Below are 23579 nucleotides of genomic sequence, written 5' to 3'. Positions count from 1 at the left end.
CCTGTCATTTTTATATTGCTATTTAGGCTGAAGACTACGCTGTCATTTTTAAGTGGATTTGACTGAAATTGTCATTGAATGAAACTGAGTTAACTTATTTACAGGCAATCTCAGTCAAGTGCTCACAATAAAAGATGATACTTTCGCCATCGTGAATCTAATAGGTCGCCTGCGACGTAAACTATTTGTGAAGAGCTATTTAACGGCTGAAATTAGACAGGGATGGTAATTGATGACGCTCTTCATCAAAGATATTCAATGTAGCGACATGCGTTATCAGCAGTGCTGCAATCTGGATGCGCTTAACGTGACGCATCAGGTTAATGATAGGGATATCAAGGTGTTCAAGCGAATTTTTTCGCTAGATAGCGTGGTAATGAATCGGCTTTATCATAAGCAGATGCATTTAGAAACGATGGCGAGATTATTGGATAAATATCCTGAGCTACGCCGTGGTTTCGGAATGGTTATTTATACAAAAACGCAAACACATAATACCTTTTTCGATGATGAGTGGCTGGGGGAAATTGCAAGTGAATGTGGAATTCCCCACTGGCGGTATTTTACGCTGAGCATGAATCATTGTGCGTCAGGCCTGAGCGCCGTTAATCTGGCTTGTCGTATGGACGATAATGGTTATCAATTTCCTGTTATTATTTTGAGTGGGGAAAAAAGCTTCAGCGCTTCATTTAATCGGATGCCGGTGGGGCTATTGGGCGAACTGTCGACGGCCTGTTTATTAAGTCCTGAGGATGGCGTTTGGGAAATTAAAGATACACAAGTAGAACATGTTCATCGTTACTATAAAAATCAGGATGAGATGACGCAGCAGGAGCGGAGTGAATTACGCACTCTGTTCTTTGAGGAATTAAATCGGTTTTTAGCGCAGTTTTTAGGTGCCAATAAGACGCCTGATATTGTTATTCCTTATAATCTGAATATGCCTTTGTTAAAAAGACTAGCGCAAGCGCGGGGATGGACATCGGTCATCGATCTTTCCCAAATCTCTTGCATGGGACATCTGTGGTGCTCAGATATTTTTCATCACCTCTCTCTTAAAAAAAATGAACCTTCCCATCAAACGGTGATGGCATTTTCCGCCGGAATGGGAATCACTTTATCCGCTATTAGTCTCGTAAAATCTCATTAAGGTCATTCAAATGGAAACTCTAGACGTTATTAAGCAAGCTCTTCAGGATGTTCTCGAAACGCCGTCGCTGGATGTGACGAAAAATACGCGTTTCGAAGAAGATCTGGACTTGGACTCCGTGAACTTTGTTCAATTTCTTTTGACGCTTGAGGACAGCATCGAAGGACTGATGTTCGATCCCGATCAAATCAGTCAGCACTCTTTCTCCAGCGTGGGGGCGTTGGCCGAGTGGCTTGACGCCTGGCAAGGCGCTGAATCGGTATGAGGGCAGTCAGCGCGGAACACCTCACCCAGGCCACTTCGTATGGTCGTCACCTCGAACCTGTCGATGCGTTGTCCCAGTTCACTGCGCTTACCGCAGGAGCATCCGGCGGTCTGGCCTGCCATGGGATCGGGCTGTTGCCCGAGAACGCGTCTTCGCCTCTCTACCACCCGGATGGATCGGACATTGCGCTCGACGGCTGCACGGCGCTGCCGACGGATCGCGTGTTGTCATTCATGCATCTCCGTAAAGTGTCGGTGGCGGAATCACACCCTGCGCCTCATTGGCTCTCTCTGATGGCTGCCGCGCTGCGTCTGGGCGTGGTCGCCCGCATGCTGGATATCTCCTACGCGCATTTGAACGCACGCAGCAGTTTCGGTCAGAAAACCACGCGGCATCAGCTGATCAAGGCCAGTTTCGCCAGTATCTACGGGGAGATCACCCAGCTTCAGAGCCAGCTGAACGTGCGGTTGGAACAGGCGGATTATGAGGATCTGGAGCAGGAGCATCGCGCGATCACCCACCTCAGCGGTCAGGCCGAAAAATTGATGGGGGGACACGGTTATCTGCTCGGCAATACCCACACCCTTAGCCATTTTTCGATGATGGTGTACTGCGTGTTCGGCAAAACCGGCGCGACGCCCTCGGCGGGCAACGAGGTGAATGAAGCATGGCAAAGCCTTCGCTGATTGGCTCCACGGCTGAGGCGCCTGGCGGGGAGATCCGCCAGATCCTCACGTTGGCCTGGCCGATGATCCTGACGGCCGTCGTCGTCTCGTTGTCGCAGAATGGGCCGATATGGCTACTGGGTACGCAGAGTGGAGGGCAACGGGCGCTTTATATCTTGTCCATGCTTCAGCCTTTTTACTTCATCTTCATCGCGCTGTTAGAAGGGCTGACGATCACTAATCAGATTTTCAGCGCGCGTTCGGTCACGCACTGGGCGCCCTGTCGGGTCTGGCACAGCAGCGCAATTTTTTCGGTCGGCGGCGGCCTGCTGCTGGTCGCGCTTGCACTCGGCAGCCGATGGGGCGCTGCCGGGTTGCAGGGCATTTACCCGAACGACGAACCGGCGCTGTTTTCCCGTTTTCTCCCGGCTTATCTGTTGTCGGTGATACCGCTGTTGATGCTGGAGCTGTGCAACGCGGGCTTGAGGGGGCAGGGGAAAACCGCCGTCAGTATGGTGTTCGTCTGCCTGTTTATCATCATCAATCTGACCAGCTGCTTTATCAGCCTGCATTATTATCAAAACGGTTTTATGGCGGTCATCTACGCCAACCTGATCGCCGCGCTTGCCATTTTACCGTTCTCGGCGGTGTCTTTATTCACATCGGTGATGGGGCGCGCGGACCCGCAGCCGCGCGCATTTTTGCCCAGACTGCGTGCCATCACAGCGGATGCCGGGGTGCCTATTTTCCTGACCATGCTGTTCGCGTTTGCCAGCTCCGCCGTGCTGTTTCCGCTGCTCAGTCAGCTAGGCGCCGCTTACGCCAGCGGGTTTCTCATCGTGGTGAAGCTGCGCGCCTTCTTCATCATTCCGGCCGTGGCGCTGGGGTCGGCTATCGCGATTGGGATCAATCAGCGTCTCGCCACCACGTCGCCGCCGCAGCTGAGTCGGCTTCTGCGTCAGGGAATGACCGGGATTGCGCTGGTGTATGCAGGTCTGACGCTGGTGGCGTATCTCACCCGGACTGAGCTGGTTGATATGATGTCCGTCGACGGCGCGGTGCGCGTGAGCGCCTATGCGATCATGTTCTGGCTGCTGCCTACGTTTTTCATCACCTCGCTGATTGCCAGTATTCAGACGATGTTGGAACAGCTGGGCGGGGGAAAACGGGTGCTGCTGATCACGTTCATCATGGAAAGCCTGATGGTGGCTATCGTGCTGTTTGTGGCAACGCAGCCGGAGGCGCTGCTGAAGCTGATGAAGAGTATCTTGATTTTCAATGTGTTGTATTTGGCGATTTTCACGTATGAATACGCGATGTTGTGCCGCAGGCTGGACCAGCAACATGCTTTATGATGTTTTTCTGCCGGTGCTGAAATTAACGGCGATATTGCAGCGTCGCTACCATGTCTTTCTGGTGCGTTGTCAGCGGCGGCCCGCATTGTTGCTCAAAAATCCGATCGTGCCTGAAAACCACTACGCGCCGACCTGTCGCCGATTGCGCTGGCTGGACCTGCACCTGTTGCGCTGGCTCGCGCCCGGCAAAGCGGCCTGCTACGCCTTGAATCTGTTTGAGCGCCCACACCGAATGCCCTGCAAGAAAACCGATGTGCGATGGCTGAGTGCGCTGCGACAGGATGAGTTGATCTGCGCCGGACAGCGGGTTGTCGTATATCGCGCCGGGGCTGAGTCTCCGGCCCGGCGGGTATTATTGATACACGGCTGGGAGGCGCGGGCCGTCATGTTGCGTCCGCTGATAGCGTCGCTGACTCAGGCTGGATACGAGGTGATTGCACCGGATTTGCCCGCTCACGGCGAGTCAGAAGGGGAGCGCTGTTCTTTCAGCGATCTGGTGGCGGTGATTCGTCAGCTGGGCGAGCGATACGGCGTCTTTTGCGCGGCATTGGGTCATTCGTTTGGGGGAACGGCGTTGCTGCATGCCGCTACACGGGGATTGCGGTGCCAGCGGCTCGTGATCCTCAGTAGCCCGGAGTCTCTGCCCTGCGTGCTGGAGGCTTACATCGCCTTTCATGGTGTGCCGGTGGCGCTCACCGAGCGGATCAAACGGGTTTATCTTGAACGCTATGGCCATGATCCCGACGCGATATCCTATACTCGCTGGCCGCGGATCGCCGTTCCAACGCTGGTGTGTCACGATCGGGACGATCACAATATCGCGCTGATGCAGGCTTTTCATTTATTGAGCGCGACCGACGCGGGCGAAATCTATATCACGCAGGGCAGCGGACATCGCGGGATTGTGCGGGATCGCGCGTTGATCCAACGTGTGACCGATTTTGTACAGGCCCCGTCAGCGCATCAGCAGAAAGCGCTGAGCGTTTTATGCGGATGCCTGAGCGGACACGCCGTGCGGCACGTTGCTGACTGAGGAACCTCATCACGCCGGTGGTCTTGAGGTCTACTCCGTGGGGAATTTGATGGTGACCTTACAGCCGGGCTGATCTTCCCGGTTCGCCAGGCTGAAATAACCGCCGTGGGATTCGACAATCTGGCGAGAGAGCATCAAACCGATGCCGCTTCCGTTTTTCTTCACGCTGTAAAACGGAACGAAGATATTTTCCGTGTTGCCAATGCCGCAGCCTTCATCGAGGATTTTCAGGCAGAACTCGTTGTCTCTGACTTTCCAGCTCAGATAAATGGCGCCTTCCGGTGATGACATGGCTTCATCGGCATTCTTTAAGATGTTGATCAGCATCTGTTCTATTTGAACGGCATCGATATTGACCTCGACGCTTTCACTGGCAATGATGTGCGTTTTTCGGTGTTCAAATAAGGTGAGGATTTTTCTGATCAGTGAATCGATATTGTGCGGCGCTTTCTGGGGGAGGGGGAGCGAGGTGAGTTTCCGATAGCTATCCACAAAACTTTTCAGATTCAAGGCCCGCTCATTAATGATATCCAGCCCGTCGCGTAAATCCTGATTCTCCTCCTTGCCATCATCAGGCACAGCCGACAATAACATCTGGCTCAACGAGGCGATGGGCGTCAGCGTATTGTTGATCTCATGGCTCATGACGCGCAGCAGGTTACGCCATGCGCGGTACTCTTCCTCACGCAGCAACTGGCTGACATCCGTGATGAACAGCAACTGCTGTTTCTTTCCATCTTCGAAATATTTTTCCAGGATGATTTTGTAGCGTCCGCGCCGTTTTGGAAACTGGTATTCCACGACGCTGTTGGCCGGGAGTTCGAAGAGCGAACGGAATGACAGGTCATGCAGCGCGAGGCCTTTCAGCGCTTTGGCCGACTGGCCGAGCAAGGAAACGGCGGTTTCGTTCACAAACGCGATCTCCTGATCGCTGTTCAGCGCGACGATGGCGACGTCGATATTGTTGAGCACCTTGCGCACCAGATACTGCTGCTGTTTGACGTGCAGACGCTGTTTTTGCATGGAGGAGGCCAGCTCGTTGATCATGTCAATCAGGCCATTGAGCTCGCTGTCGGCTTTCTGACGTTTGCCGCGCAGGCTGAAATCGTTATGCGTGATGGCTTCGATCAGATTGGTCAGCGTCGTCAGCTGAAAATTGAGCACCTGCCGGGTCATCAGCGAACAGTAGCCGATGAGCGTCAGAAAAATCAGCGCCACTAAGGCGATCAGATATCCGGAGTAATCATTCCAAATCATCAGCACGATAATCGCCAGCGACGAGGGAAGCGAGGCGATGATCAGCAGACGTTGCTGTAATGACTCGAGTGAGTGCCGGAACATAGAATTCAGCCTGTCCTTTTAAGACGACGATAAAAGGCGCTGCGGCTCAGCCCCAGCGATTCGGCCGCTTCAGAGGCGTTGCCGTTGTACACCGCGAGGCGTTTTTGCAGGGTTTCCTGCTCGATGTCTTCCAGCGTCAGTAAGTCAATCGGCTGACTTCTCGGCGTGTCAGACAGCGCGTTTTCCCCCGTTTTTTGCGGTTCACCTTCCGGATCGGCAGGCAGGGCGAGTCGCAGGAGGTGCGAGTCCAGCACGTGGCTGCTGCTGAGCAACACGGTGCGCTCCAGCGTGTGATTGAGCTCCCGGATATTGCCCGGCCAGGGGTAGTTTTGCAGCGTCTGCATCGCCTCGTCCGTGATGCTGAAGGCGGGTTTGCGGTAGCGCTCCGTCAGGCTTTTCAGCTTCCGTTTGACCAGCTCGGGGATATCCTCTTTTCGTTCACGCAGTGCGGGAATGCGGACTTCAAACGTGTTCAGGCGATAGTAGAGGTCTTTGCGGAATTCGCCGGCGTCGATCATCGTCGCTAGGTCGGCATTGGTGGCTGAGATAATACGAACATCCGCCGACTGGGTTTTACTCGCCCCGACTTTTTCAAACTGGCGCTCTTCCAGCATGCGCAGCAGTTTCGCCTGCTGGTTGATCGGCACATTGCCGACTTCATCGAGGAACAGGGTGCCGCCGTCCGCCAGTTCGAAGCGCCCGATGCGCTGGGTTTTAGCATCGGTAAACGCGCCTTTGACGTGGCCGAACATTTCGCTCTCAAACAGACTGTCAGGAATACAGCCCATATTGACCGAGACGAAGCTGGCGTCGCTGCGGGTCGAATGCTGATGAATGTAGTTGGCCAGCATGCTTTTGCCCGTGCCGTTTTCACCGGTGAGCAAGATGCTGGCATGACTCGGGATCACCTGCTGCAAAATCGCCATTACCTGCTTCATCGACGGAGATTGCGCCACCAGTTCATCTTGCAAACAGGGGTGAAGCTGGTGCTGCAGGAGGACGTTTTGCTGCTGCAACGAGCGCTGTTTTTTCAGGACTTCCACCAGTTGCAGCTGCACATTCAGCGCCTGCACCAGACGTTCGTTGTCCCAGGGCTTTTGAATGAAGTCGGCGGCCCCTTTCTTCATCGCGTCCACGGCGATATCGATAGACCCCCAGCCGGTCATGACGATAATCGGCAAATCGGGCTCAATCCGTTTGATGTCCGCAATCAGCTCGAGCCCTTCATTGCCTGACGTGGTATCACGCTGATAATTCAGATCCAGTAATGCGATATCGGGCTTGCCTTCCCGAACCTGCATGAGCGCCTCATCCGTCTGGGTGGCGGTGATAACATCGAACTGATGCAGTTTCAGCATCAATTTCAATGTCTTGATGATGCTGATGTCATCATCCGCCACCAGTACCTTGTAACTCGACTTCATGAGGCCCTCACTCTTTCCTGCTTAATTATTGATGTCTTAGCGCATCGATAGGCTGTATCTGGATGGCGCGTCTTGCCGGAACCAGCGTGGCGACGGTGACGACGACGGCAATCAGCAGTGCCGTGGCGACAAACAGCGCCGTTAACGCAATGCCCTGGCTGCCGAATATACGCAGTATCATCGGCGTGACGACAGCGATCACCGGCAGGCTAATCACCAGACCGATAGCCAGCTGCCACCATCCCTGCATCAGGATCAGCGAGAGGATGTTGGCTGGCGTCGCGCCCAGTGCGCGCCGCGTTCCCAGTTCGGCATAACGTTGGTGAATGCTCTTTGCCATCACCCCATAAATACCGCTGCCGGCAAGCAACACGGCCATAATTCCAAACATATTGAATAATATAGATATGTAACTTAAGCCGACAGTATTTCTTCCCACCACTTCCTGTAAAGTTTTCTCCTGATAGGCCGGAAGCTGATTATCGATGCGGCTGACGCTCGACTGAATAATATGGCTGAGATCTTCGTGATTCACCCCTTTAACGAGAATCGACATCTGTTCCTGCGGCGCTTGCAGCATAGAGCGGTAGGCCGTGGGCATCTCTTTGGTGTGACCGAAAGGCCGTCCCTGAATGATGTGGGGGATGATGCCGACCAGGGTGTACCAGTCGCGATCGTCGCCCTCGACCCATCGAATTTTCTTGCCGATCGGCACCGGCTCGTCGGGCAGGTAGCGATCGATAAACGAACGGGTGACGACAACCACCTTTTGCGAGCGGCTGTCATCGTTCATCGTCAGTAAACGGCCGGTCTCCGCTCTGACGCCCAGCGCTTCCAGCGTGCCGGGATAGGCAATCACATCATTCACGCGCGGGTACTGGTTGCGGTTGGAACGCAGATAGCTGGCCCCTTCGATTTCGACATTGCTGGTCGGCGTGAATTCGCCGGGCAAGCGGCTGATCAACCCTGACTGTTCCACCGACGGCTGAGATTTCAGCTCAGCGACGACGCGATTGTCGAAATTAAAGCTGTCGAGCGCGGTAGGGTAGGTTCTGTCCGGCAGGCTGACTTTGGCTGACCAGATGTTCTGTATCTGAACGCCGTAGTCGATTTTGGACGCCTGTACGACAACCAGCGACAGCAGCGCGCCGATACACAGCACCGCGCAGGAGAGGGCGACTTCGAAAATCACCAGAGCGCGGCTGATGCGGCTGCTGCTGCGGCTTTGCGCGCCGCGCGTTCCATCGCGCAACACGTCGTTGACGTTGCTGTTGACCATTTTCCAGGCGGGCAGCGCGCCGGTAATCAGGCTGGCCAGCGCCACCAGGACGAACGTTTTTATCACCGTGCCGGTATCGATACCCAGATGCCACCAGAAAGGCGGTTGATCCGGCACGATTCTGACAATCAGTTTATTGGTGAGAGACAGCCCCCAGCCGGCCAGCAACAGCCCAATCAGTCCGCCCATGCAGCAGATGATTGCGCTTTCCCACATCATTTGCAGGACGACGCGCAGGGGCGGTGCGCCGTGCGCGATACGAATCGCGGTTTCTTTGCTGCGTTCGATGGCGCGCACCAACAGCATATTGCCAACGTTACAGCAGGCCAGAAGCAGGACGAGTCCCACCGCCAACAGCATGATCAGGAAGATGGGTTTGGAGTCCTCTCCCATAAAGCTGTCCATGAAAGTCATGACGAAAGCCGACCGGCCTCGGTTGATTTCCGGATACTGCTGGGCTCGCGCGTCCATGATATTTTTCAGTTCCGCATCGACGTCGTCAGCTGAAAATCCGCGCTTAATCTTGCCGAAAATCTGAATCGTTGGCGCGTTCTCCACGGTGATGTGCCGTGGGTTTAGCGTCGAAGGTTGCCAAATCTGGTTATTCATCGGAAAGGCGAACCCTTCGGGCATGACGCCGATAATTCGGGTGCTGATGCCGTTGACGATAAAGGATTGGTCCAGAATGTCCTGACGCCCGCCAAAATAGTTCTGCCATATCTCATGACTGATCACCGCGACGGGATTGGCGCCTTCTCCGGTGTCCTGCGCGTTATAAATGCGCCCCAGTTCTGGCTGTACGCCTGTGTAGCTAAAGAGATCCGGTTCTGAGCGGATGGCGATATACCGCGAAGCCTGTCCATCCAGGCTGATATTGGCGACGTCGCCATAGTAGTAGCCGAGCTGCTCCAGACGCTGGCTTTTCGCCTTCATGTCCGTGAAGTCCATGTAGCTGATAGGCGAGTCGCCTAACCGGACGCCATTGATGCTCGGGCTGACGACCACCATGCGTTCCGCATCCTCGAAAGGCAGCGGTTTCAACACCAGCCCGTTAATGACCGAATACATGTAAATGCACATGCCGAGCCCAATGGCCATAATCAGCATGGTGAAAACAGAAAAACCGGGGCGTTTTAGCAAGAGACGACAGGCATAGCGCAAATCAAAAATCATCGACATCGGTTTCTCCTTAAACCACTCTGGCGAAGTGTTTCAGCTGATGGTCGTCAATCACCATACCGTCGAAAATTTCAATCTGTCGCAAGGCCCGGGCCGCTGAACGCGGGTCATGGGTCACCATGCAGATGGTTGAGCCGGCCTGATGGAGCTGATCGAACAACGACATCACGGCATCGGCATTACGCGAATCCAGGTTACCGGTCGGTTCATCCGCCAGCAGCAGGGATGGGTTGCCGACGATGGCGCGCGCCACCGCGACGCGCTGCTGCTGTCCGCCGGAAAGCTGGGAAGGGTAGTGTCTTCCCCGGTGTTTCATGTCCACTTTTTCCAGCGCGGCATCCGCCATGGCTTTCATTTGCTTGTTGCTGATGCCCTTGCGGTAGGTCAGCGGCAGCATGACGTTTTCGTCGACGGTAAGATCGCTGATCAGGTTAAAGGACTGAAAGACGAAACCTATCTCAAGGTTACGAATTTCCGCCTGCTGCTTGGCGGTCAGCGCATTGACGTTATGACCGTTAATCACATATTCGCCCTCCGTGGCCTTGTCCAGTAATCCGAGGATAGACAAGAGCGTGGACTTTCCACATCCCGACGGGCCGGAAATAGAAACATAATCCCCTTGGTTGATCGTGAAGCTCACATCACTCAGAGCATGAGTTTCCATTTCCTCAGTAAAAAACACTTTTTTGATGTTTTTAAGCTCGACAACTGCTGACATACAAGAATCCTTTATTAGCGAGTGATGCTTATTTGATCGACGTGTTCCCAGGATTGATAGCTCGACAAAATGATGTGATCCGACGCTACCAGCCCTGACGAGATAGCAATTTCATTTGCCGATCCCATCCCAAAGGTCACGGGTACTTTTACCGCACTTTTACCATCTGCTGCGAGCTTATACACGATCCCAGGCGTATTGCTCTGGGCGTACATCGGCCGCGGCGCGTAAATCACATCTTTCAGGTTCGCGACCTGCACGCGACCTTCGATACTGAGGTCCGGCCGCGCTTCGTTGGGCAGCGGTTCCGTGAACTCGACGTCAACCTGCACCGTGCCATTGATGACGGCAGGATCGATGCGGGACACTCTGCCGTGGATCTGGTTGGTGTGAGTATTGATCAGCACGGATTGATCGAGCGCGACGTCTCGGATCTGGCGCTCAGGCACTTTTAATTCGGCGATGAGCTGATCCTTACGCGCAACGCGAGCGAGGCTAAATCCATTGGTGATGTGTTGTCCCACTTCAATATTGGTGACCTGAATAATACCGGCTTCGCTCGCTTTTACCGTCAAAGAACGTATCTGCGTTTCCGCCCGCGCCAACATATTTTTCAATTTGCTGAGCCGTGCGTCGTCCGCTTCTTTGTTTTCCTTTTGCACGACGGCCAGTTTTTCAAGCTGCTCTTTCGTGTACATCAGGCTTTGCCGGGTTTGTTCGGTCGCGAGCTTTGAGCGATGCAGGACCAGAAGGGGGACTGAGCCGTCGTTACGCTTATTCAGCATTTCGGCGACATCATATTCGAGTTTGGCGTGGCGGTACTCTTGTTCCGCTTTGACGATAGCGATTTTGGCGGCCAGATAAGCGCTCTCCTGCTGGCCCCGCAGCGCTTTATTTTCGGCTTCCTTCGCGCCGATCTCCCACCGCAGTTCTTCCGTGGTCTGAATCAGCTCCGGATTGACCAGCACGGCGATAACGTCTCCAGGCTCTACGGCGGCGCCGGGTTTGACTTTCACTGACTCGACGATGCCGTCGATATTCGATGATATCCAGGTCGCATTGCGCGGAGCCAAAATGCCATTGCCCTGAACCTCGATCGTCATGTCGCCTTGTTTAACCTGACCAATCAATACGTTGGAGGCTCTTACTTCAAAACCGCTCGGATCAAAACTGATCAACAAATACCCAGCAATAAGCACGCACAACGCGCTCCCTGCGATTAAAAAGGGTTTGAGACGTCCCTTCTTAATTGTTCTTTTAATATCCATTTCGACATACTCATTCCAATAAACTCGGGCTTATAAAGCATGTTTTATGCCAATTTTTAACTTATTGATTAATATGATTTTTTGTTTTGTTGGTTTTTAATAATTCTCACTTTTGGGATTAAGTTAACGCTTTAAGTTAAAAATGGGACAGTAAGATAGGTGATTGAAATATGTGATTAACTTTAGGCTTGATTAAGAATTCGTCGCTAAATGGGGGAGGCGGGGCCATCGTCGTGGCGGTATTGCCGACCGGCATTAGCGTGTTTCGCCCCGGCATCAGGTCAGAAATAGTCAGCGTCGTTGGATATCATTGACGTCAGGAAAGGATCGATCGGGAAAGCGTTGAAGGGTATCGCTGTCGCACCGAGCGTCCGGAGAGGTCATGTCTGATGATGTTTGCTTCGACGCCTTCCACCCAAAATGGACGGGAGGCGTCGTGGTTTGGGGAATTAAAAATCCCAGTCCTCGTCTTCCGTTTCGACGGCTTTGCCGATGACATACGATGAGCCGGAGCCGGAGAAGAAGTCGTGGTTCTCGTCGGCGTTCGGCGACAGCGCCGCCAGGATTGCCGGATTGACGTCCGTCATGCTGGCGGGGAACAGCGGCTCATAGCCGAGATTCATCAGCGACTTATTGGCGTTGTAATGCAGGAATTTCTTCACGTCTTCCGTCAGGCCCACCTCGTCATACAACGCCGCGGTATAGTCGACCTCGTTGTCGTACAGATCTTGCAGCAACTCGTAGGTGTACGCCTTGATCTGCGCCTGACGGGCGGCATCCACACGTTTGAGTCCCTGCTGGAACTTGTAGCCGATGTAGTAGCCGTGGACCGCCTCATCGCGAATGATCAGCCGGATAAGATCCGCCGTGTTGGTCAAACGCGCGCGGCTGGCCCAGTACATCGGGAGATAGAAGCCGGAGTAGAACAGGAACGATTCCAGAAACACGCTGGCGACTTTCTTCATCAGCGGATCGTCGTGCTCGTAGTGTTTCAGGATCAGGGCGGCCTTGTTTTGCAGCGCCTCGTTTTGTTCGCTCCACAAATAGGCGTCGTCCACCTCGCGGGTTTGGCACAGCGTGGAGAAAATCGCGCTGTACGAACGGGCGTGCACGGCTTCCATAAAGCAGACGTTGGACAGCACCGCCTCTTCGTGCGGCGTGATGGCGTCTTGCATCAGCGACGGCGCGCCGCGCGTGTTTTGCAGGGTGTCCAGCAGCGTCAGGCCGGTGAATACCCGAATCGTCAGCTGCCGCTCTTGAGCGGTGAATTGCGCCCAGGAAGGAATGTCGTTCGACAGCGGAATTTTTTCCGGCAGCCAGAAGTTGGCGGTCAGTCGATTCCAGACCTCCAGATCTTTGTCATCCTGCGGTCGGTTCCAGTTAATCGCCCGCAGCGGGGGAAGTTTGCTCATAGCGTCAGTTCCGTCAATAAAATCACAATGCGCAGGATACGCAGCCTTCAATCTCAGTGCCTTCCAGCGCCATCTGACGCACCCGGATGTAGTAGAGGGTTTTAATCCCCTGTTTCCAGGCATAAATCTGCGCCTTGTTGATGTCGCGGGTCGTGGCGGTATCCGGGAAGAACAGCGTTAACGATAGCCCCTGATCCACATGCTGGGTCGCCACCGCATAGGTATCGATAATTTTCTGCGGGCCGATGTCGTAGGCGTCCTGATACAGCGGCAGGTTCTCATTGGTCATGAACGGCGCCGGATAGTACACCCGTCCGATTTTGCCTTCTTTACGGATTTCAATGCGCGACACGATGGGATGAATGCTGGCCGTGGCGTGGTTGATGTAAGAGATGGAGCCGGTGGGCGGGATCGCCTGTAGGTTCTGGTTATACAGACCGTGCGCGATCACGCGGTCCCGCAACTGCTGCCAGTCTTCACGGTTCGGCAGGTGAATGCCGTTGCCTTTGAACAGCGCGCGGACTTTCTCCGTGGCGGGCCGCCACTCCTGCTGAAGATACTTGTCAAAGAACGCGCCGCTAGCGTAAGTCGAGCGCTCAAAGCCTTTGAAGGTTTCCTGCCGCTCGATAGCCAGCTGGTTAGAGGCGCGCAGCGCATGATAGGCCACGGTGTAGAAGTACATGTTGGTGAAATCCAACGCTTCTTCCGAACCGTAGTACATGCCTTCCCGTGCCAGATAGCCGTGCAGGTTCATTTGGCCGAGGCCGATGGCGTGTGAGTCTGCGTTACCTTTCGCGATGGAGGGAACCGCGTTGAGCTGGCTCATATCGGAGACGGCGGTCAGTCCGCGCACGGCGAACTCCACGGCACGGCCGATATCCTTGCCGTCCATCACATTGGCGATGTTCAAAGAACCGAGGTTGCAGGAAATGTCCTTCCCGATCTTCCGATAAGTCAGATCCTCTTCGTACTCGCTTGCCTGATTGACCTGCAGGATCTCCGAACACAGGTTGCTCATGTTGATGTGGCCGTGGATCGGGTTGGCCCGATTGACCGTGTCTTCGAACATCATGTACGGGTAGCCGGATTCGAACTGGATCTCGGCCAGCGTTTGGAAGAACTGACGCGCGCTGATGGTCCATTTGCGGATCGACGGGTTGTCGATCATCTCCTGATATTTTTCGCTGATGGCGATTTCCGACAGCGGCTGACCATAAACCCGCTGAACATCGTAAGGAGAGAACAGGTGCATCTCTTTGTTTTCACGCGCCAGATGGAGCGTGATATCCGGGATCACCACGCCGAGCGACAGCGTTTTTATCCGAATTTTTTCGTCCGCGTTTTCCCGCTTGGTATCGAGGAAGCGCAAGATATCGGGGTGGTGAGCGCTCAGATAGACCGCGCCCGCGCCCTGACGCGCGCCGAGCTGGTTGGCATAAGAAAAGGCGTCTTCCAGCATTTTCATCACCGGGATGATGCCCGATGACTGATTCTCGATACGTTTGATAGGCGCGCCGGTTTCGCGGATGTTGCTCAGCGTGAATGCGACGCCGCCGCCGCGTTTGGATAGCTGCAACGCGGAGTTCACGGCCCGGCCGATGGACTCCATGTTATCTTCGATGCGCAGCAGGAAGCACGAAACCAGCTCGCCGCGCTGCTGCTTGCCGCAGTTGAGGAACGTCGGCGTCGCGGGCTGGAAACGCCCGGTCATCATCTCATCGACCAGGGCGCTCGCCAGCGTCTCATCGCCGCGCGCCAGCGTCAGCGCGACCATGCAGACCCGGTCCTCAAACCCTTCCAGATAGCGTTTGCCGTCAAAGCTTTTCAGCGCGTAGCTGGTGTAAAACTTGAATGCGCCGACGAACGTTTTGAAACGAAACTCGTGGCCGTAAGCCTGTTGAAACAGCGCTTTGATAAAACCGGCATCGTACTGGGCCAACACGTTGGCTTCGTAGTAATTCTCATCCTGCAGGGAGGCCAGCTTGTCTTCCAGCGTGGCGAAGCGCTGCGTTTTGGGCGCGACATGCTGCGCGAGATACTGACTGATGGCCTGCTGATCCTGCTCCAGCTGAATCCGGCCGTCGGCATCGTAAATGTTAAGCATGGCGTTGAGTGCATGGTAGTCGAGCCCGCTGTCGAGGGGCCGCGTCATCACTGGTTCTGCTGTAGCCAAAGGTTGACTCCTTTACGCACGTTTTCCACATCTTCAGGCATACCGGACAGTTCGAAGCGGTACAGGCAGGGCACCTGGCATTTGCGCGCGATAATGTCTCCCGCAATACCGTAGGCTTCACCGAAGTTGCGGTTGCCTGCGGCGATGACGCCCCGAAGAAGATGCCGATGGGAAGGGTTGTTGAGAAAGTGGATCACCTGACGCGGCACTGCGCCAATCACCGTGCCGCCGCCATAGCTGGGAACCACCAAAATATAGGGTTGCGTGACCTCTTCCATCACCGCGCTCGGTCGAATGGGGATACGGATGGCCGGGAGTCCCACTTGGTCGATGAAACGACGCGTGTTCTCTGACTGGCTGGAGAAATAGATCAACAACGGATTCATGAATTGGCCTCAGACGGCAATGGCACGCAGCGCATGAATTTTGTCGGGGCGAAAGCCGCTCCAGTGTTCCTGTCCGGCCACGACCACCGGCGCCTGCTGGTGACCCAGCGAGCGGACGTAGGCCAGCGCCTGCGCGTCCTGAGTCAGATCGATTTTATTATAGCCAATCTGGTGTTTGTCGAGCGCTCGACAGGTGGCATCGCACTGCGGGCAGTTGGATTTGCTGTAAACAGTAATGCTCATGATTCGTATTCACCTCTAGGCGCAAAAAAGGGGGGCGAAACGCCCGATGGAGACGGTCTGCCGCGGTGGCACACGTGATGTCGTCTTCTGAAAGGTAATACTAGATATAGTGGTGAAAAATATCAACCACGCAATATATGGGATTTTTAAGGAAGCTAAGCACAAGAAAAGCCTAAGGGCAGGCGCCCTTAGGCTTGGCGGTCACATGGCGGGGATGTTTCTGCCGTAATAAATTTCCTGCATTTCGCGATACAGCAGATCGGTAATCCGCTGATGCTCTTCCGGACTCAGCGCATCCGGGCTGGCGTTGAACAGGTAGTGCTTCAGATCGAAATCTTTCAGCAGCATTTTAGTGTGGAAAATATTTTCCTGGTAAACGTTCACATCCATCAGGTGATACAGCGACTTCATATCATCCGACATAAAGTTTTGTATTGAATTGATTTTATGGTCGATGAAGTGTTTAACGCCGTTCACATCGCGGGTAAATCCGCGCACGCGATAGTCGATAGTCACGATATCCGATTCCAGCTGATGGATCAGATAGTTAAGCGCCTTAAGCGGGGAAATGACGCCGCAGGTCGACACTTCGATATCGGCACGGAATGTACACAACCCGCCTTCCGGATGACTTTCCGGGTAGGTGTGCACGCAGATATGGCTTTTGTCCAAATGGGCTACGACCGAATTCGGCAGCGGGCCGGGATGTTCGGAGGTATCCACGTCACGCGGATCTACGGGTTCCTCGCTGACCAAGATGGTCACGCTCGCGCCCTGCGGCTCATAATCCTGGCGGGCTATGTTCAGGACGTTGGCGCCGATAATAGAACAGGTTTCGGTCAGGATTTCTGTCAAACGGTTCGCGTTATATTGCTCGTCGATGTAGGCAATATAACCATCGCGATCGGCTGGCGTTTTGGCATAACAGATATCGTAGATACAAAAACTCAGGCTCTTGGTCAGATTGTTAAAGCCATGTAGTTTCAGCTTTTGCAATTTAATTCACCCCCTTATGGATGCGAGTCTCAGCGCGCGGCTGACAACGCATTCAGTAAATACTGCGGCAGGGCAAAGCTGCCGACGTGGATGGCCGGATTGTAGTAGCGGCAGTCGATTCCCGTCGCGGCGAAACGTTCCTGCAGACTTTCCGGGCTCAGTTGGCGTAAGGCTGGGTTGTTGCTCGCCCAGGCGAAGGTCATGATCCCGCCGTAATAGGTGGGGATCGCCGCCTGATAGAAGCTGACGTCGCTAAAGTAGTGGCTCAGCTTGTTGTGGCTGGTGACCGCCTCATCCTGCTGGAGGAAACAAACGCCGTTTTGCGCCACGAAAATACCGCCGTCGTTCAGGCAGCGTGCGCAACCTTCATAGAAATCGGAGGTAAACAGGCTTTCTCCGGGACCTATCGGGTCAGTGCAGTCGGAGATAATGACGTCGAATTTGTCCTGGCAGGCTTTAACGAAGTTCACGCCGTCGTCGATGACCAGACGGAAACGCGGATCGTCATAGGCGCCTGCGCTGTGGTTCGGCAGGTACTGACCGCAGAACTCCACTACGCCGGCGTCGATTTCGACCATCGTGATCTGTTCAACGCCGCGATGACGACAGACTTCGCGCAGCATCCCGCCGTCGCCGCCGCCAATAATCAGTACGCGTTTGGCATTGCCATGCGCCAGCAGGGGCACGTGAGTCAGCATCTCATGATAGATAAACTCGTCACGTTCGGTGGTCTGCACCACGCCATCCAGCGCCATCACTCGTCCCAGCGCGGCGTTTTCGAAAATAATCAGGTCCTGATGGTCGGTCTTTTCGTGATAGAGCACGTTGTCTACAGCAAAGTACTGACCGAAGTTGGCATGGAGTGTTTCATACCAAATTTCTTTCTGGGACATGTTAGTGCTTCCTCCGCGATAACAGCCATGAAAATTGGCGCGCTATGATAGCTAACTCTTATTAGGCTTGCACGGTCAAATTTCACGCAGCGCGGAGGATTTGGACAATTACTGGGTATTCGCCAGCAGACTGAGCGAATTTCGTGCCAGTGACTGGCATTTTTTTTGGGTGGGGATGGCGATACCGCTCAAATCGCGATAGCTGGATTCGCCCAGGGTGATCATGTCGTAGGTGTTGTAGTTGCTCAAATCCCAGCGGTTTTGCTGAGCAAATCCTACCAGCGCGCGGCGAATTTGTTCATTGGGCAGATCCTGGTAGCCACAGTTATTTTTCAGATACACGAAAATAGCCGTCAGATCGGCCAGATCTTCGGCTTCGAATTCGTTAAGTGCTTTACTGGCGGAGGAGACACTCAACAGACTTAGCAAGAGTAGCGCCAGTGCGGATTTTTTCATGATTAGACCTGTTTCATACTACCGTTGGTGAGACGTTACCACAGTTATTATCGCGGATTCCAAGTTTTATTATGCGGTTAAGCGCTCCTTTGCCTACCACGATCCACCGTGTTAAGTAGGCCTTGACGGACCGCCAAGGCTAAGTATTGACCAATAGCCGGATTACCGCCTTTTTCTCGCAGATTGATTTCATGACGACTGAGTTATGCTCTGTTATTAATAGTGTTATCTGAAACTTTCTCTATGCTTTTACCTATGAATCTCAGTATCTGGCGCGTCAGTAGCGGGTGGTTGGCGGGGATGCTGCTGTTTCCTGTATGGGCGGTGGCTGTGCTGGCCGTGGTTGAACCGGGCATGAGCATGGCTTCCCTGTGGGCGATGTTGCCGCGCTATGGGATAAATACCCTGACGATTATGGCGGAGAGCGCGGCAATCAGTTTATTGCTGGCGCTTCCGTTCGCCTGATCATGGCCCACTACCGTTTCCGGGGACAGCGCTGGCTGCACCTGGCGCTCCTGCTGCCGTTGGCCATGCCGTCCTATCTGCTGGCGGCCGTGTATGGCGAACTACTGGAGTTCGGCGGTCCGGTCCGGCAAACCTTCTATGCGCTTTCCTTCGCCAGCCTGTCAGGTTGGGGCTTCGACTGGAGCCCGCCGCTGCGTCAACTGAGTTGCAGCCTGTGTCTGGCGTTGGCGCTGTTTCCCTATCTCTACCTGCTGTTGCGCGCCACGCTGATGAGCCTGCCGGAAGGCATGATGCAATCCGGTCGGTTGCAGTGTCCCTCCGCGCTGCGCATGTTTTTTCGCGTTCGTTTTCCTTTGGTTCGCCCGACGCTGTGGCTGGGTCTGGCTGTCGTGGCGTTGGAAGCCGTGTCGGATTACGGAGCGGCGAATTATTTTTCGGTGCCGACGCTGACGACCATCAGCATGGATTTCTGGCGCGATAAGGCCCAGTTCGGGACGGCGGCGCGTATGGCGCTGGTGCTTCTGCCGTTGATCGTGCTGCTGGGCGCGATAGCGCGTCACGGTCGTCTCTGGCAAGTCCGTTACCAACGCCCCGCATCGCTTTATCCGGCCGAGCGGCCGGAGTCGCCGATTTGGCTCCGCCGCATCACGCTGTCGGCCGGTTGGGGGCTGGTGCTGCTGGCGTTCGGCGTGCCGCTGTTGTGGCTGGCGCATCACTGGCTGACGACGACGGTCACCATCTGGACGCTGCCGCTATTGCTGGCGACCATCAACAGCGTACTGGCGGCTTCGTGCGCGATGCTGATTTCGCTGGGGCTGGCGATGTTGTATCTGTTCGATAAGCGGACCGCGGACAATCCTGCGTTTCGGCATCCGCTGCGCTGGCTGGGGTTTAATCGTGTGCTGCCGGGGAGCCTGGCGGGCATGGGCGTGCTGGTGGCGCTGATGCTGTTCGATTCGCGCGGCATGCCGTTGGCGATGGGCGTTTTGTCCGGATCGGTACTGATGTTGATCCTGGTCTATAGTTTGCGAGGCGCCAGTCTCATTATCGCCCCGCTGCACCAGCAGTTGCGTCAGCTGCCGCCCGGGATGAACGCGATGAGTCGAACGCTGGGCTATTCCACGGCGCAAAACGTGTGGCTGAACGTCTTTCCGTCTGTCCGCGGAACGCTACTCGTCGGCGCGCTGCTGGTTTGGAGCGAAAGCCTGCGAGAGCTGAACGCTTCGCTGCTGCTGCAGCGCGTCAACGTCGATACTCTGTCGACCTATGTGTTCGGCTTTGTCGAATCCGACCAACTGGCATGGGCCGCCGCGCCGGCGTTTCTGCTGGTGTTGCTCGGCGTGCCGCCGTTATTCGGACTTCATCGTCTGCTACAGAGGGAAGGATAAATTCCGCATGACCATGCCTGATATCTTGTCGGTGCGCGAACTGCACTGCGGCTACCCATCTCGTCCCATCCTGGACGGCATCACTTTTTCCATTCATGAAAGCGAACTGGTTTGTCTGCTGGCGGAAAGCGGGGAGGGCAAGAGTACGTTGCTCAAGGCCATCACCGGGCTGATTGCGCCGACGCAGGGCCAGATTGTGCTGGCGGGAACGCCCGTCAACGGCGAGCCTCCTTCTTCCCAGTCTGTCGGGATGGTGTTTCAGGATGACGCATTGTTCCCGCATCTGACCGTGAGGGAAAACGTCCGCTTTGGGATGCAGCACATCCCCGGCGAAGCGTCCCGTCGTGTACTGGAGGAGTCGCTGGCGCTGATGGGCGTGACGGATATCGCGCAGCGTTACCCGCATGAATTGTCGAAAGAGCAGTGCCTGCGCGGCGCGCTGGCCCGTACGCTGGCCTGTCGTCCCTCGCTGCTGCTGCTGGATGCTGCGTTTACCGGGATAGACAGCCAGCATCGTTACCCGTTGCTGACGCAGCTACGCCGGCTGTTGAAACAACACCATATCGCGGCCCTGTTCGTGACCACCGAGAGAGAAGACGCCTTTGCCTTCGCCGACCATTTGATGCTGATGCGCAAGGGCCATCTGGTTCAGCAGGGCGTATCCGCCGACTTGTACTATCGACCGGTGAACCGCTACACCGCGGACTTCATGGGCTACGGCAATTATCTGCCGGTGAAGATTACCGGTGACAAAGACTGGAAGAGCTTTCTGGGCGAGCATCATGCGGCGCGTTCGCTGGGGCTGGAGTCGGGGATGATGCGAGACTGGTTGGTGCGTCCGCAGGAAATCGCGCTGGCGCTGGACCCGGAAGGCGCGGCAGTGATCGAGGATCGCCTATTTCTGGGAACGAATAACCTATATCGGGTGAGAGTGGGGGATGATGTGCTACAGGTCCAGACCAATAACTGGTTTGAGCCTGACCAGCCGGTCAGACTCAGTATTCGTACCGAACAACCGGTCTTTTTTCCTCATCAAGAAGGCAAGACCGTGATTACAGGCCCGGCGGCTAGGCACTTCGATGTAATCGCCTTCAACGGTGTGGCGGTAATAGCGTCCGTCTTTGACGTAAAAACGTTCGCCGTTGACGTCCAATACCGTCATCGTGTTCGTGGTCTCAACGTTATCCGGGTTGTCGACCACGACATAGCCTTCCTGATCCGGACGATAAAATATGCCGTTCAGTACGTAGTAAGTCAGTCCGGCGATCAGCACGGTTTCGACTCCTGGCGGCAGATGGTCGTAGTGAAAACCGGGACCCGGCCCCGGGCCATGATCGTGACCATGCCACCTATCCGGGCCGCCAGGCGCGGCAAAGGCCGCTGGCATGAGGCTCAGCACTGCGAAAGCTGTCACTAATCTTTTCATACGAAATTCCTGTGTTGCCATGGGACGATCACATAAACCTTAGCAGGTTTACTTATCCGCAGCGCCTTTTTGCGGTGCGGGCGGAACTTCACGCACGCTCACGCTGACTTCATAGGTCTTACCGTTGCCGGCAGCAGGGACGTTGGAAACCAGTTTGTTCACGCCTGCGACGGGATCGTTAGTCTGTAGAGAAGCCTGATACAACGCCGGCGGCATTGGGTGGAACGGCGGATGGTGCGGCATACGGTCATGGTCGTTATCGCCGTGGTCGTGGCCTTCCATCTGCGGCGCGCCCTGTTCCGGATGCGCAAAGGCGCTGGGCAGGGTAGCGAAAAGAGAGAAAGCGGCGATGGCGGCAGCGATGCCATAACGTTGGGTTAATGTTTTCATAAATGCACCTCTTCAGTAGGGGGTAGCCCTATATAAGGGCATTCTCCGTCTGAGGGGCAACCCGCTTTACCCAGCTTTATACGGGCATAACACAATCCTGATTATTTTGTGCAAACGTTGCGGTCAACGCAGTTTTTTTAGCGATATTCCTACGATTGGACAGTACCTTAGCAGCCCGCTTTGGGCGCTGAACATGAAAGCGCCTGTTAGTGGAAGGGGGCTTTTGCTATACTCCGCGGCCATATCTTCTGGTGCGCACAGGTCGCGTATTCAGCATCGGGGTATGGCCTGCGAGGCGATACAGAACACATCCTTTCAATGAGTTTTCAATATGATGAAACACACCGTCGACGTCATGATCTCCGAGCAGGACATCAAGGCGCGTGTAGCCGAACTCGGTCGCCAAATCAGCGCGCATTACCAGAACAGCCAGAGCGACATGGTGCTAGTGGGATTATTGCGCGGCTCGTTCATCTTCATGGCGGACCTGTGCCGGACGTTGGAAGTGTCTCACGAAGTCGATTTCATGACGGCGTCGAGCTACGGCAATAGCATGAACTCTACGCGTGACGTGAAGATTCTGAAGGATCTGGACGAAGACATTCGCGGAAAAGATGTGCTGATCGTGGAAGATATCATCGACTCAGGCAACACCCTGAGCCGAGTACGAGAAATCCTGCAGCTGCGCGAACCGAAGTCCCTCGCCATCTGCACGCTGTTGGATAAACCGTCGCGTCGTGAAGTTGAAGTGCCCGTCGAATGGGTTGGCTTCTCAATCGAAGACGAATTCGTGGTGGGTTACGGCATCGACTACGCGCAGCACTATCGTCACCTGCCGTACGTCGGCAAGGTCGTGCCGGAGTAAACTTCCCCATTGATCCGAAAGGCAGAATAAAAGAGCCGCGCCACCTGCGAACGATGAGCGCGGCTTTTGACTTCGATTAGTCTACCCGGGAAGATGACAGCAGTGAGGACATCGTACGGCGGTAGCGCTGTTCCAGCGATTCGCGACTGGTGGCGGTGACTTCCAGATCGCTTAGCCGACCGTCCTGAATACCGTAGACCCAGCCGTGAATCATCACCTTCTGGCCCCGTTTCCAGGCGGACTGCATGATCGTGGAGTGGCCGAGGTTATAAACCTGCTCTACCACGTTGAGCTCACACAGCTTGTTGAAGCGCTCTTCGGGAGGCAATTCTCCCAGCAGAGAGCTATGCTTGTACCACAGATCGCGGATGTGCAGCAGCCAGTTATTAATCAGCCCCAGTTCGGGGTTTTCCACCGCCGCCTGTACGCCGCCGCAGCCGTAGTGACCGCAGATGATGATGTGTTCTACCTCTAACACTTCGACCGCATACTGCACGACCGACAGGCAGTTCAAATCGGTATGGATCACCAGGTTGGCGACGTTGCGGTGAACAAAGAGCTCTCCCGGCTCCAGGCTGGTCAGGCTCTCCGCGGGAACCCGACTGTCCGAACATCCAATCCATAGAAAACGCGGGCGCTGCGCCTGAGCTAATCGTTCAAAATAACCCGGATCTTCCTTCACCATCTTTTCGGACCAATTCTGGTTATTAGCGATAAGCGTTTCGATTGTTTTCATGAAAGTAAATGACCTGTAACAACAAATGGCAGTGGAGTTAATATAGAGCAATCACTGGGGTTTTAACATTGAA

The 23579-nt window shown here is 54.9% G+C and carries 23 protein-coding genes and 1 pseudogene; 9 read left to right on the top strand and 15 right to left on the bottom strand.

Annotated features, from left to right (window positions below; all coding sequences use genetic code 11):
* The first annotated feature begins 232 nt into the window (after positions 1–232).
* Genes AU509_RS11330 through AU509_RS11310 form a run of 5 tightly spaced genes read left to right on the top strand, consistent with a single transcriptional unit; the run spans position 233 to position 4468 of the window.
* A complete protein-coding gene (locus AU509_RS11330) occupies positions 233–1150 on the top strand; it encodes a hypothetical protein (protein ID WP_094118356.1) in 918 nt (305 codons plus the stop codon).
* 10 nt (positions 1151–1160) lie between these two features.
* Positions 1161–1415 (top strand): acyl carrier protein, encoded by a 255-nt coding sequence (locus tag AU509_RS11325; RefSeq protein ID WP_085651183.1) that lies wholly within the window; start codon positions 1161–1163, stop codon positions 1413–1415.
* Positions 1412–2101: an acyl-CoA dehydrogenase family protein gene (locus AU509_RS11320; RefSeq protein WP_085651184.1), complete on the top strand. Its 690-nt coding sequence runs from the start codon at positions 1412–1414 to the stop codon at positions 2099–2101. The genes AU509_RS11325 and AU509_RS11320 overlap by 4 nt, the downstream gene beginning before the upstream one ends.
* The gene (locus tag AU509_RS11315) at positions 2083–3435 is read left to right on the top strand and encodes an MATE family efflux transporter (RefSeq protein ID WP_094118355.1); all 1353 of its coding nucleotides are present in this window, start codon (positions 2083–2085) and stop codon (positions 3433–3435) included. Before AU509_RS11320 ends, AU509_RS11315 begins: the two co-directional genes overlap by 19 nt.
* Positions 3425–4468, top strand: a complete 1044-nt coding sequence (locus tag AU509_RS11310; protein WP_162896319.1) for an alpha/beta fold hydrolase — start codon at positions 3425–3427, stop codon at positions 4466–4468. Before AU509_RS11315 ends, AU509_RS11310 begins: the two co-directional genes overlap by 11 nt.
* Before the next feature lie 30 nt (positions 4469–4498).
* On the opposite strand, the gene AU509_RS11305 is transcribed toward AU509_RS11310, so the two are convergent.
* From AU509_RS11305 to AU509_RS11250, 12 genes are all read right to left on the bottom strand, one after another.
* A complete protein-coding gene (locus AU509_RS11305; RefSeq protein WP_094118353.1) occupies positions 4499–5809 on the bottom strand; it encodes a sensor histidine kinase in 1311 nt (436 codons plus the stop codon).
* 5 nt (positions 5810–5814) lie between these two features.
* The gene (locus AU509_RS11300; protein WP_094118352.1) at positions 5815–7233 is read right to left on the bottom strand and encodes a sigma-54-dependent transcriptional regulator; all 1419 of its coding nucleotides are present in this window, start codon (positions 7231–7233) and stop codon (positions 5815–5817) included.
* Between the two features lie 25 nt (positions 7234–7258).
* Positions 7259–9691 carry an ADOP family duplicated permease gene (locus tag AU509_RS11295; protein WP_094118351.1) on the bottom strand — a complete coding sequence of 811 codons (2433 nt, stop codon included), beginning with the start codon at positions 9689–9691 and terminating at the stop codon, positions 7259–7261.
* Positions 9692–9701: 10 nt separating this feature from the next.
* Positions 9702–10409: an ABC transporter ATP-binding protein gene (locus tag AU509_RS11290; RefSeq protein WP_085651190.1), complete on the bottom strand. Its 708-nt coding sequence runs from the start codon at positions 10407–10409 to the stop codon at positions 9702–9704.
* A gap of 14 nt (positions 10410–10423) precedes the next feature.
* Positions 10424–11608, bottom strand: coding sequence for an efflux RND transporter periplasmic adaptor subunit (locus AU509_RS11285; RefSeq protein ID WP_162896318.1), 1185 nt, complete (start codon positions 11606–11608; stop codon positions 10424–10426).
* A gap of 518 nt (positions 11609–12126) precedes the next feature.
* Positions 12127–13089 (bottom strand): class 1b ribonucleoside-diphosphate reductase subunit beta, encoded by a 963-nt coding sequence (gene nrdF, locus AU509_RS11280; RefSeq protein ID WP_094118350.1) that lies wholly within the window; start codon positions 13087–13089, stop codon positions 12127–12129.
* A 22-nt stretch (positions 13090–13111) separates the two neighbouring features.
* A complete protein-coding gene (gene nrdE, locus AU509_RS11275) occupies positions 13112–15241 on the bottom strand; it encodes a class 1b ribonucleoside-diphosphate reductase subunit alpha (RefSeq protein ID WP_176223478.1) in 2130 nt (709 codons plus the stop codon).
* Positions 15241–15648: a class Ib ribonucleoside-diphosphate reductase assembly flavoprotein NrdI gene (gene nrdI, locus AU509_RS11270; RefSeq protein WP_085651194.1), complete on the bottom strand. Its 408-nt coding sequence runs from the start codon at positions 15646–15648 to the stop codon at positions 15241–15243. Before nrdI ends, nrdE begins: the two co-directional genes overlap by 1 nt.
* A gap of 9 nt (positions 15649–15657) precedes the next feature.
* Positions 15658–15891, bottom strand: coding sequence for a glutaredoxin-like protein NrdH (gene nrdH, locus AU509_RS11265; protein WP_085651195.1), 234 nt, complete (start codon positions 15889–15891; stop codon positions 15658–15660).
* Between the two features lie 201 nt (positions 15892–16092).
* Entirely contained in the window at positions 16093–16887 is a 795-nt protein-coding gene (gene speD / locus AU509_RS11260; protein WP_085651196.1) for an adenosylmethionine decarboxylase, read from the bottom strand.
* Between the two features lie 29 nt (positions 16888–16916).
* Positions 16917–17780 (bottom strand): polyamine aminopropyltransferase, encoded by an 864-nt coding sequence (speE, locus tag AU509_RS11255; protein ID WP_085651197.1) that lies wholly within the window; start codon positions 17778–17780, stop codon positions 16917–16919.
* A gap of 108 nt (positions 17781–17888) precedes the next feature.
* Positions 17889–18236, bottom strand: a complete 348-nt coding sequence (locus AU509_RS11250) for a YacC family pilotin-like protein (protein WP_085651198.1) — start codon at positions 18234–18236, stop codon at positions 17889–17891.
* Positions 18237–18479: 243 nt separating this feature from the next.
* On the opposite strand from AU509_RS11250, the gene AU509_RS11245 reads away from it, so the two are divergent.
* From AU509_RS11245 to AU509_RS19085, 3 genes and pseudogenes are all read left to right on the top strand, one after another.
* A complete protein-coding gene (locus AU509_RS11245; protein WP_139824047.1) occupies positions 18480–18701 on the top strand; it encodes a hypothetical protein in 222 nt (73 codons plus the stop codon).
* The gene (locus AU509_RS11240; RefSeq protein ID WP_176223477.1) at positions 18608–20089 is read left to right on the top strand and encodes an ABC transporter permease; all 1482 of its coding nucleotides are present in this window, start codon (positions 18608–18610) and stop codon (positions 20087–20089) included. The genes AU509_RS11245 and AU509_RS11240 overlap by 94 nt, the downstream gene beginning before the upstream one ends.
* Positions 20090–20096: 7 nt before the next feature.
* Positions 20097–21104, top strand: a pseudogene (locus AU509_RS19085) (ABC transporter ATP-binding protein); the annotation flags it as partial.
* On the opposite strand, the gene AU509_RS18960 reads toward AU509_RS19085, so the two are convergent.
* Positions 21036–21476 (bottom strand): DUF6515 family protein, encoded by a 441-nt coding sequence (locus tag AU509_RS18960; protein ID WP_322788442.1) that lies wholly within the window; start codon positions 21474–21476, stop codon positions 21036–21038. The pseudogene AU509_RS19085 and the gene AU509_RS18960 sit on opposite strands and share 69 nt — an antisense overlap.
* A gap of 87 nt (positions 21477–21563) precedes the next feature.
* A complete protein-coding gene (locus tag AU509_RS11225) occupies positions 21564–21905 on the bottom strand; it encodes a hypothetical protein (protein WP_085651202.1) in 342 nt (113 codons plus the stop codon).
* Between the two features lie 334 nt (positions 21906–22239).
* On the opposite strand from AU509_RS11225, the gene hpt reads away from it, so the two are divergent.
* Complete coding sequence (hpt, locus tag AU509_RS11220) at positions 22240–22770, top strand: hypoxanthine phosphoribosyltransferase (protein WP_085651240.1); 531 nt, start codon at positions 22240–22242, stop codon at positions 22768–22770.
* Between the two features lie 76 nt (positions 22771–22846).
* Here hpt and can read toward each other — a convergent pair whose 3' ends face one another.
* Positions 22847–23506, bottom strand: a complete 660-nt coding sequence (gene can, locus AU509_RS11215) for a carbonate dehydratase (protein WP_085651203.1) — start codon at positions 23504–23506, stop codon at positions 22847–22849.
* Between the last annotated feature and the right edge of the window lie 73 nt (positions 23507–23579).

The organism is Lonsdalea britannica (assembly GCF_002111595.1).
Classification (GTDB): Bacteria; Pseudomonadota; Gammaproteobacteria; order Enterobacterales; family Enterobacteriaceae; genus Lonsdalea; species Lonsdalea britannica.
The sequence above is the reverse complement of the archived record's forward strand: the minus strand, read 5'-3'. Positions and strand labels throughout refer to the sequence as shown.